Origin of the sequence: Enterobacter sp. CM29 (genome assembly GCF_013179605.1) — a bacterium.
In the GTDB taxonomy this organism is placed as follows: Bacteria; Pseudomonadota; Gammaproteobacteria; order Enterobacterales; family Enterobacteriaceae; genus Enterobacter; species Enterobacter intestinihominis.
On the sequence record NZ_JABMCU010000183.1, the window covers coordinates 1 to 9,154 of the forward strand.

8 protein-coding genes are annotated in these 9,154 nt (G+C 59.6%); 3 read left to right on the top strand and 5 right to left on the bottom strand.

The window, feature by feature from the left end:
- Positions 1-229: 229 nt before the first annotated feature.
- Together glpQ and glpT are read right to left on the bottom strand one after the other, a co-directional pair.
- Positions 230-1,288, bottom strand: a complete 1,059-nt coding sequence (gene glpQ, locus HP459_RS18510; protein ID WP_063147698.1) for a glycerophosphodiester phosphodiesterase — start codon at positions 1,286-1,288, stop codon at positions 230-232.
- An 11-nt stretch (positions 1,289-1,299) separates the two neighbouring features.
- Positions 1,300-2,652, bottom strand: coding sequence for a glycerol-3-phosphate transporter (gene glpT, locus HP459_RS18515; protein WP_022648804.1), 1,353 nt, complete (start codon positions 2,650-2,652; stop codon positions 1,300-1,302).
- A gap of 250 nt (positions 2,653-2,902) precedes the next feature.
- On the opposite strand from glpT, the gene glpA reads away from it, so the two are divergent.
- From glpA to glpC, 3 genes are read left to right on the top strand one after another with little or no spacing between them, the layout of a single operon-like run.
- Positions 2,903-4,531 carry an anaerobic glycerol-3-phosphate dehydrogenase subunit A gene (gene glpA, locus HP459_RS18520; RefSeq protein WP_126490269.1) on the top strand — a complete coding sequence of 543 codons (1,629 nt, stop codon included), beginning with the start codon at positions 2,903-2,905 and terminating at the stop codon, positions 4,529-4,531.
- Positions 4,521-5,738, top strand: a complete 1,218-nt coding sequence (gene glpB / locus HP459_RS18525) for a glycerol-3-phosphate dehydrogenase subunit GlpB (RefSeq protein ID WP_058677674.1) — start codon at positions 4,521-4,523, stop codon at positions 5,736-5,738. Before glpA ends, glpB begins: the two co-directional genes overlap by 11 nt.
- Positions 5,735-6,925, top strand: coding sequence for an anaerobic glycerol-3-phosphate dehydrogenase subunit GlpC (gene glpC / locus HP459_RS18530; RefSeq protein ID WP_171936615.1), 1,191 nt, complete (start codon positions 5,735-5,737; stop codon positions 6,923-6,925). The genes glpB and glpC overlap by 4 nt, the downstream gene beginning before the upstream one ends.
- 31 nt (positions 6,926-6,956) lie before the next feature.
- Here the strand turns inward: glpC and HP459_RS18535 are convergent, their stop codons facing one another.
- The 3 genes from HP459_RS18535 to HP459_RS18545 form a co-directional block, all read right to left on the bottom strand.
- On the bottom strand, positions 6,957-8,156 hold the full coding sequence (locus HP459_RS18535; RefSeq protein WP_171936616.1) for a nicotinamide mononucleotide deamidase-related protein YfaY: 1,200 nt from the start codon (positions 8,154-8,156) through the stop codon (positions 6,957-6,959).
- Between the two features lie 94 nt (positions 8,157-8,250).
- Positions 8,251-8,790: a YfaZ family outer membrane protein gene (locus HP459_RS18540; protein ID WP_022648809.1), complete on the bottom strand. Its 540-nt coding sequence runs from the start codon at positions 8,788-8,790 to the stop codon at positions 8,251-8,253.
- Between the two features lie 129 nt (positions 8,791-8,919).
- A partial coding sequence (locus tag HP459_RS18545; RefSeq protein ID WP_171936617.1) for a HAMP domain-containing sensor histidine kinase occupies positions 8,920-9,154 on the bottom strand: 235 nt, incomplete at its 5' end.

Sequence of the window (9,154 nt, forward strand, 5' to 3'; positions counted from 1 at the left end):
TCGGCGCATCCCTGCGCCTCGCCCCGGCCGGAAGGCAAACGCCTCAGCGATTTACAGCCGGACCAGGGCATCGCTGACAGCCCTCAGTCATTTAGAAAGCAACTTTATTGCTTCTGCATAAAAAAATACTGGGGATCCCTCAGCCCGGTGGGAGAGGGTTAGGGTGAGGGCATCAGGCCGCAGAGCCTGATTGTCGGGTGGCGGCTTCGCCTTACCCGACCTACAAAACCTACTTCCGGTGAATGAATTCGACCGCTTTATCCGGGAAATCCGTAAACAATCCGTCCACATCCGCCTGGTTATACAGCACGTCGTAAAGCTGATTCACGTCCGTCGCATACTCCGGCAGCTGGTCTGCACGCACGGTATACGGATGCACCTGCATCTTGCTCGCATGCGCCTCTTTCACCATCGCCGTCAGCTTCACGTGGCCCGGCGTTGAGCCTTCCGCCACCAGCATGTGGTAATCCGGCCCGATGCCGTCGGCGTACTGCGCAATCTGCTTCATCGCGCCCGGCTTAAACATCCAGTCGTAGCTGTAGTTCACCCACTTCCCGTCCGGCTGTTTTTCCTGAGTTTCATTCCAGTCGGTATAGGCAATCAGCTGCACCAGATTGAGATCCATCCCCATCTTCGGCTCCAGCTCAGTTTTGATGCGCTTCAGTTCCGCAGCATCGAAACATTGCAGGAAAACCTTATCCTTCTTGCTGGTGTAGCCGTACTTTTTCAGTACCTCCAGCGTCTTCGCGGCAATGTCTTTTCCTTCCTGATGGTGGAACCACGGCGCTTTGATTTCCGGGTAGATACCGATATTTTTGCCCGTCGAGTGGTTCAGCCCCTGAACAAACTCGATCTCCTCTTCGAAGGTGTGAATACGGAAGTCAGACTTGCCCATCGGGAAACGCCCCGGATAGACCTGCACCTTCTTACCGTTCTCAATCTCGAAGCCCTCGGTAAACTTCAGCGAGCGGATCTCCGCCAGCGTGAAGTCGATGGCGTAGTAGCGGCCATCTTTACGGGCACGATCCGGGAAACGCTCCGCCACGTCCGTCACGCGGTCAAGATAATGGTCATGCAGAACGACCAGCTGGTCGTCCTTCGTCATCACCAGATCCTGCTCCAGATAATCTGCGCCCTGGGCATAGGCCATCGCTTTTGCCGGCAGCGTATGCTCTGGCAGATAACCGCTGGCGCCACGGTGGGCGATCACGATTTTATCCGCCGCCAGCGCGGAGCCTGTCATCAGGCCCGCCAGCAGCAGGCCTGTCGCTAACTGAGTTAATTTCATCGCAATGCTCCTTACTGACGACGCGCCAGCACCTCGGCATGGTGACGTTTTTCACCGATCATCACGACGATCAACAGCAGAACCGCCAGCACGCTGCCGCCAATCATCACCATAAAGCCACCGTCCCAGCCGAAGAAATCGACGGTGTAACCGACGATGGCACTTGCCGCCACTGAACCGCCGAGGTAGCCAAACAGACCGGTAAAGCCTGCCGCCGTGCCTGCCGCTTTCTTCGGCGCCAGCTCCAGCGCGTGCAGGCCGATCAGCATAACCGGACCATAAATCAGGAAGCCGATTACGATCATACAGGCCATATCCACACCCGGATTACCCGGCGGGTTAAGCCAGTAAACGACCGTCGCGATGGTCACCAGCGTCATAAAGAACACGCCCGTCGCCCCACGGTTGCCCTTAAACACTTTGTCCGACATCCAGCCGCAGATCAGCGTGCCGGGAATGCCCGCGTATTCATACAGGAAATAGGCCCAGGAGGATTTATCCAGCGCGAAGTGCTTCACCTCTTTCAGGTAAGTCGGGGACCAGTCGAGGATGCCGTAGCGCAGCAGGTAGACAAACACGTTCGCCACCGCGATGTACCACAGCAGCTTGTTTGGCAGCACATACTTCATGAAGATCTGTTTCGCGGTCAGCTCTTCTTCGTGCTTCTCGCTGTAATCATCCGGGTAGTCGTTTTTGTACTCTTCAATCGGCGGCAGGCCGCAGGACTGCGGCGTGTCGCGCATCAGGGCGAAGGCGATAATCGCCACCAGAATGGCGCCAAAGGCAGGCATATAGAGCGCCGCGTGCCAGTCGTTGAACCAGGCCATCCCCAGCAGGAACAGCAGCGGCGGAAGCCCGCCCCCGACGTTATGCGCGCAGTTCCAGACCGATACAATCCCACCGCGCTCTTTCTGTGACCACCAGTGCACCATGGTACGTCCGCATGGCGGCCACCCCATCCCCTGGAACCAGCCGCAGAGGAACAGCAGTACGAACATGACGGCAATGCTGGAGGTCGCCCATGGCACAAAGCCCATGAACAGCATCACCGCTGCCGCGAGGATCAGACCGGCGGGCAGGAACACGCGCGGATTCGAGCGATCCGACACCGACCCCATAATGAACTTCGAAAAACCGTACGCGATGGAGATCCCCGACAGCGCAAAGCCCAGATCGCCGCGGGAGAAGCCTTGTTCCACCAGGTACGGCATGGCGAGCGCAAAGTTTTTACGTACCAGATAGTACGCCGCATACCCGAAGAAGATCCCGAGGAAGATTTGCCAACGCAGACGGCGGTAGAGAGGATCAATCTCTGCCTCTGGCAGTCGCGCCCGGTGTGGCGCAGGTTTAAAGATACTGAGCATAACAGCCTCCGTGGCCTTTCAAAAAATGACCGGGCATCTCGCGCCCGGCTACAGAGGCGGCGATGTTAAGAAATCACGGTGAATGTTACTGTGAATCAACGCACAGATTGTTACAGAAATATGACAGAATGCGCAAAAAAGCGCATGAAATCACGTTTCACTTTCGAATTTCGCGCGTTTATGTTCGAAATCAAACAAACCACACGATCAATGTGGCTAAATGCTAAAAAACGAACATAGAGGAAAGGCAATGACTATTCACGATCCACGCTTCAGCGATGTGATTATCATTGGCGGTGGCGCGACGGGTGCCGGCATCGCACGCGACTGCGCCCTGCGGGGATTGAGCGTCACGCTTCTGGAACGCCACGACATCGCCACCGGCGCAACGGGGCGTAACCACGGTCTGTTGCACAGCGGTGCCCGCTATGCGGTCACTGACGCTGAGTCCGCGCGCGAGTGTATTGCTGAAAACCAGATCCTCAGGCGCATCGCCCGCCACTGCGTTGAACCGACCAACGGCCTTTTTATCACCCTTCCCGAAGATGATCTCGGCTTTCAGCAAACCTTTATCACCGCCTGCACGGCGGCAGGCATTCAGGCCGAGGCGCTCGATCCTGCGCAGGCGTGCCGTCTGGAACCCTCGGTGAACCCGGCATTACTGGGCGCGGTAAAAGTGCCTGACGGAACCATTGATCCTTTCCGCCTGACCGCCGCCAATATGCTCGACGCGCGGGAACACGGCGCACAGATCCTGACCGGGCATCACGTCACCGGGCTTATTCGTGAAGGTAATACCGTGCGCGGGGTGCGCGTGTGTGATACGCAGTACAATGAACACCGCGAGCTGTATGCCACCGTCGTGGTCAATGCGGCGGGGATCTGGGGCCAGCGCATCGCGGAATACGCCGATTTATCCGTCCGCATGTTCCCGGCCAAAGGCTCGCTGCTGATCCTCGACCATCGCATCAATAATCATGTCATCAACCGCTGCCGTAAACCGTCTGACGCCGACATCCTCGTGCCGGGGGACACCATTTCGTTGATCGGCACGACCTCAATGCATGTGGACTACAGCGAAATTGATTACAACCGCGTTACCGCCGAAGAGGTGGATATTCTGCTGCGCGAAGGGGAAAAGCTGGCCCCGGTGATGGCGCAGACGCGTATTCTGCGTGCCTACGCGGGCGTGCGTCCCCTCGTCGCCAGCGACAACGATCCGAGCGGGCGTAACGTCAGCCGCGGCATCGTGCTGCTCGATCACGCCGAACGCGACGGCATGGACGGGTTTATCACCATTACCGGCGGCAAGCTGATGACCTACCGGCTGATGGCGGAGTGGGCCACCGATGCCGTCTGCCGTAAGCTCGGTAACACCGCGCCGTGCGTGACGGCGGAGCGGGCCCTGCCCGGCTCGCAGCAATCGACAGAAAAAACGCTGCACAAAATCATTTCACTTCCTGCCCCGCTTCGCGGTTCGGCGATTTACCGCCACGGCGACCGCACCCCGACCTGGCTTGGTGAAGGGCGACTCAGCCGCAGCCTGGTGTGCGAATGCGAAGCCGTGACCGCAGGCGAGGTGCAATATGCCGTGGAAAACCTGACGGTGAACAACCTGCTTGATTTACGCCGCCGCACGCGAGTCGGGATGGGCACCTGTCAGGGGGAGCTGTGCGCCTGCCGTGCCGCCGGGCTGCTGCAACGTTTTCATGCCACCTCCTCAACCCAGTCGCTCGCCCAGCTCAGCGATTTTTTAAATGAGCGCTGGAAAGGCATTCAGCCCGTCGCCTGGGGCGATGCCCTGCGCGAAAGTGAGTTTACCCGCTGGGTCTATCAGGGACTTTGCGGTCTGGAGAAGGAGCACAACCATGAAATTTGATACCGTGATTGTGGGTGGAGGGCTGGCGGGCCTGCTGTGCGGTCTCAAACTGACGCAGCGGGGTCTGCGCTGCGCCATTGTCACTCGCGGTCAAAGTGCCCTGCACTTCTCTTCCGGCTCGCTGGATTTACTGGGCGCGCTATCGTTCGCCGATCTGCCGCCTGAACATCCCTACCGCCTGACGGGCGCAGAGAATATGGCCCGCTTTGCCTGCGAAACCGAACACCTGCTGACCGCCTGCGGCGCACGCATGCAGGGTGACGCCGAGCAAAATCATCAGCGCGTCACGCCGCTCGGCACTCTGCGCGCCGCCTGGCTTAGCCCGGAAGAGGTGCCTGTCGCCCCCATCGCTGCCGGGCACGTGCGGGTGGTGGGGATCAGCGGTTTCCTTGATTTCCAGCCGCATCTTGCCGCCGCGTCTCTCAGACAGCAGGGCATTCAGGTGGATACGGCGGAGATTGATCTCCCCGAGCTCGACGTGCTGCGCGAAAACCCCAGCGAGTTTCGTGCGGTGAACATTGCCCGCCTGCTGGATAATGAACGCTACTGGCCGCAGCTGTACGCGGCGCTTCAACCGCTCGGCGAGACCTGCGACGCCCTGTTTATGCCCGCCTGTTTTGGCTTAACGGACAACCGGCTCTGGCGCTGGCTCTCGGCGCGCCTGCCCTGTACGCTCGGTTTACTGCCGACGCTCCCCCCTTCCGTGCCCGGCATTCGTCTGCATACCCAGCTTCAGCGTCAGTTTGTCGCCCAGGGTGGCGTCTGGATGGCAGGCGACGAGGTGAAAAAAATCACCCTGGCAGAGGGCGCGGTAAGCGAAATCTGGACCCGCAACCACGGCGACATCCCGCTTCGTGCACGCTATACGGTGCTGGCAAGCGGCAGCTTCTTCAGTAACGGTCTGCTGAGCAGCCGGGATGGCGTGCGTGAGGCAATTCTCGGGCTGGATGTCCGGCAAAGCGCTTCCCGCGCGGACTGGTATCAAAGCGATTTCTTCACCCCGCAGCCCTGGCAGCAGTTCGGCGTGATCGTCGATACCCAGCTGCGCCCGCAGCTGGGCGGGGAACCGGTTGAAAATCTTTACGCCATCGGCTCGGTTCTGGGCGGGTACGATCCCGTGGCACAGGGCTGCGGTGGCGGCGTCTGCGCCGTCACCGCGCTGCATGTCGCGGAGCAGATTATCCAGCGCAGGGAGGGAGCACAATGAACGACACCCGATTTGAAAGCTGTATCAAATGCACGGTCTGCACCACGGTTTGCCCGGTCAGCGGCGTCGATCCGCGCTATCCCGGCCCGAAACAGGCCGGCCCCGACGGGGAGCGTCTGCGCCTGAAGGACGGCGCGCTCTACGACGAGGCGCTGAAATACTGTATCAACTGTAAACGCTGCGAAGTTGCCTGCCCGTCGGACGTGAAAATAGGCGATATCATCCAGCGCGCCCGCGCCCGCTACAGTACGCAAAAACCGACGCTGCGCGACGCGATACTGAGCCACACCGATCTGATGGGCAGCCTCTCGACGCCTTTCGCGCCGGTCGTCAATGCCGCCACCGCCCTGAAGCCGGTGCGCAGGCTGCTGGATGCGACGCTCAAAATCGACCATCACCGCAGTCTGCCGAAATATTCTCACGGCACCTTCCGCCGCTGGTATAAATCCGTGGCGGCAGAACAGGCGCAGTTCGCTGAGCAGGTTGCCTTCTTCCACGGCTGCTACGTGAACTACAACCATCCGCAGCTGGGGAAAGACCTGCTGAAAGTGCTGAACGCCATGGGGACGGGCGTTCAGCTGCTGAGCAAAGAGAAGTGCTGCGGCGTTCCGCTGATTGCCAACGGTTTTACTGACAAAGCGCGCAGGCAGGCGAAAAGCAACGTCACCTCTTTGCGCGAGGCGATCGTCGACAACGGGATCCCGGTACTGGCGACGTCGTCAACCTGTACCTTCACGCTGCGCGATGAATATCCGCATCTGCTGGATGTGGATAACACCGGCTTGCGCGAGCACATTGAGCTGGCGACCCGTTTTCTCTGGCGCAAACTTGACAGTGGGCAGACGTTACCGCTGGGCAAATTGCCGCTGAAGGTGGTGTATCACACGCCATGTCATATGGAGAAGATGGGCTGGTCGATCTATACGCTGGAGGTGCTGCGGCTGATCCCGGGGCTGGAGCTGACGGTGCTGGACTCACGCTGCTGCGGCATCGCTGGCACCTACGGATTCAAGCATGAAAACTACCCAACGTCACAGGCCATTGGCGCGCCGCTGTTCCGGCAGATTGAAGAGAGCGGCGCAGATATCGTGGTGACGGACTGTGAAACCTGCAAGTGGCAGATCGAGATGTCCACCAGCAAACGCTGTGAACATCCCATTACCTTGCTGGCAAACGCACTGGCGTAACCGTTGCCGGGGACACTCCCCCGGCACATTCTCACTCTACAAACAGCGATTCCACGACGTTGATCCAGCCGTGCTCGCTGGCGACCTCTTTCCCGTTCAGCCAGCGGCGCAGCATGTTCAGCGCCATCATCGCGCACACCTCCTGACGCACGGCCAGGCTGTGGCGGGTAATACTCATCTTCACCCGCAGGGCGTGGGTCCCTTCCGGCGTTGCCAGGGCAAAGTTGAGATGCTCCTCATCCAGCCCGCCCACAAACAGCGCCAGCCCCGCGAAATGCTTCACTCTGCGCTCGGACGCCCAGCGCGCCGTCTGCGCCAGCGTCTCCTGCTGGAACGGCACCACTTCACTGGCCAGCAGCGGCGCGCCCGCCCGGGTAAGCTGAAGCGCCAGAAGCCCACCGGTAAACTGCTCGCTTAGCGTCACGCTCAGCTGGCGGGACTGCAAATGCGCTGCGATCTGCGCCGGCAGCCCTTCCGTTCCTTCGAAAATCAGGCTTTCCCCGGCGACGCGCTGCACTTCCGGCCATAGTGCCAGCATAGCGGCTTTCTCTGACGCCGGTCCGGTCAGCTTCAGTTCAATAATCGGCATGGAGGAGCGATAGCCCATCGACACGCCGGGAGGTAGTTGCAGGTGATCGAGGCTCTGGGCCAGGTCGCTTTCCGAGCGGCCAAAGGTGGTCAGACGCAGGCACAGCGGCGGTTCAGGCAGTGTGAAGCGCGCGCGCAGGCGCGGCAGGATCTGCTGCTCGACCATCACTTTAAATTCCGACGGCACGCCCGGGGTGAAGAACATCAGGCAGCGGTTCAGCTGAACGGCAAACCCGCAGGCGGTGCCGACCGGGTTATCAATCAGTTCCGCGCTGGCGGGAATTTCAGCCTGCTTGCGGTTGCTGGGGGCCATCACGCGGCCACGCTCGGAGAAGGATCGCTCCATCTGTGCCAGCCACGCCTCGTGCAGGACCAGGCCTTCACCTCTGGCCGTGGCGGCGGCCAGCGCGCTGAGATCGTCGCTGGTGGGCCCAAGCCCGCCGTTCACAATCAGCACGTCGCAGCGTTCGCTGCGCTCGCGCAGAACGTTGACCAGCGACTCAAGATTGTCACCCACGGTGTTGCGGCGCGTTAACGGTAATCCTTGCTCAAAGAAGAGATCGGCAAGCCAGGCGGCATTGGTATCAATGATTTGCCCATGCAGCACTTCGTCGCCAGTGGATAACATTTCCACGTTTATCATTGTGTTCTCCCATTTCAATGGTCAAAACACTATAGCGCAATCGAAGACCGGGGGAAGAGAGAAACTGGCGCGACTGAACGCCGCGCCGAAAGGATTAGAAACCTGCGCTCACACCGATGTAGGGACCATCTGCCAGCGCGTTGTCGCGGTGGCCGTCTTTACCCGCCAGGTTCAGATAACGATAACCCGCTTCGATGGTGACAGGACGGATGATGGTCCAGCGTCCACCCACGTTGGCTTCCTCATAGCTATCGATACCGCTGGAGAGGGAATCCGGAGAGTAGTAGTACTCACCGAACAGGCCAAAGCTGTCGCCGATTTTCCACTGCAAACCGCCGCCCACTGCCGCCGCGTAACCTTCGTCGCCGTCGTTCGGGTTGGTGTAAATCCCTTTACCGCCGACTGTCGCCAGGAAAGGACCCAAAGGTACGTTGAAGCCCAGCCCCAGGCTTGCCGCATCCCCATCGTCGTCGTTATGCGTCCAGCCGCCGGTCATCGCCAGGCCTGCGCTATCCGTGCCAAGACCAAAGCCCAGGTGGGTATAATCTTCGCCCGCCGAGCCGTTGAAGGAAATAGCGTTGGCTGCTGCCGATACAAACATCAGGCCTAAGCCCATTAATGCCACTTTTTTCATTGTCGTGATCCCGCACAATATATTCAGAGATGTCCAAAAACCGCGAGATTTTAACCTGACTGTCTGTGGGATCAATGCGCTCAGTGGACATCGGGCAATTAGTTTGTAACGATTTGATAATATCGGTATTTATATCATCAATAAAAAACGCATTTTTACGCACAAGCCGCCCAGATTTTCACTGGGCATCAGCTGAAGATGGCTGCGGTGCAGGCGGGCAATATCGTTGGCCAGCGCCAGGCCAATGCCGGACCCGGCGGCATCGCCCACGTTATCCAGCCGATGAAACGGCAGCATGGCCTGGGAGATCTGGTCTTCGGCAATACCCGGTCCGCTGTCCTCCACGCTCAGCTCAACGGCATCG

Excerpts from the sequence above, each read along its gene's own strand:
- glpQ (WP_063147698.1), bottom strand. The coding sequence starts at position 1,288 with ATGAAATTAACTCAGTTAGCGACAGGCCTGCTGCTGGCGGGCCTGATG.
- glpT (WP_022648804.1), bottom strand. The coding sequence starts at position 2,652 with ATGCTCAGTATCTTTAAACCTGCGCCACACCGGGCGCGACTGCCAGAG.
- glpA (WP_126490269.1), top strand. The coding sequence starts at position 2,903 with ATGACTATTCACGATCCACGCTTCAGCGATGTGATTATCATTGGCGGT.
- glpB (WP_058677674.1), top strand. The coding sequence starts at position 4,521 with ATGAAATTTGATACCGTGATTGTGGGTGGAGGGCTGGCGGGCCTGCTG.
- glpC (WP_171936615.1), top strand. The coding sequence starts at position 5,735 with ATGAACGACACCCGATTTGAAAGCTGTATCAAATGCACGGTCTGCACC.
- HP459_RS18535 (WP_171936616.1), bottom strand. The coding sequence starts at position 8,156 with ATGATAAACGTGGAAATGTTATCCACTGGCGACGAAGTGCTGCATGGG.
- HP459_RS18540 (WP_022648809.1), bottom strand. The coding sequence starts at position 8,790 with ATGAAAAAAGTGGCATTAATGGGCTTAGGCCTGATGTTTGTATCGGCA.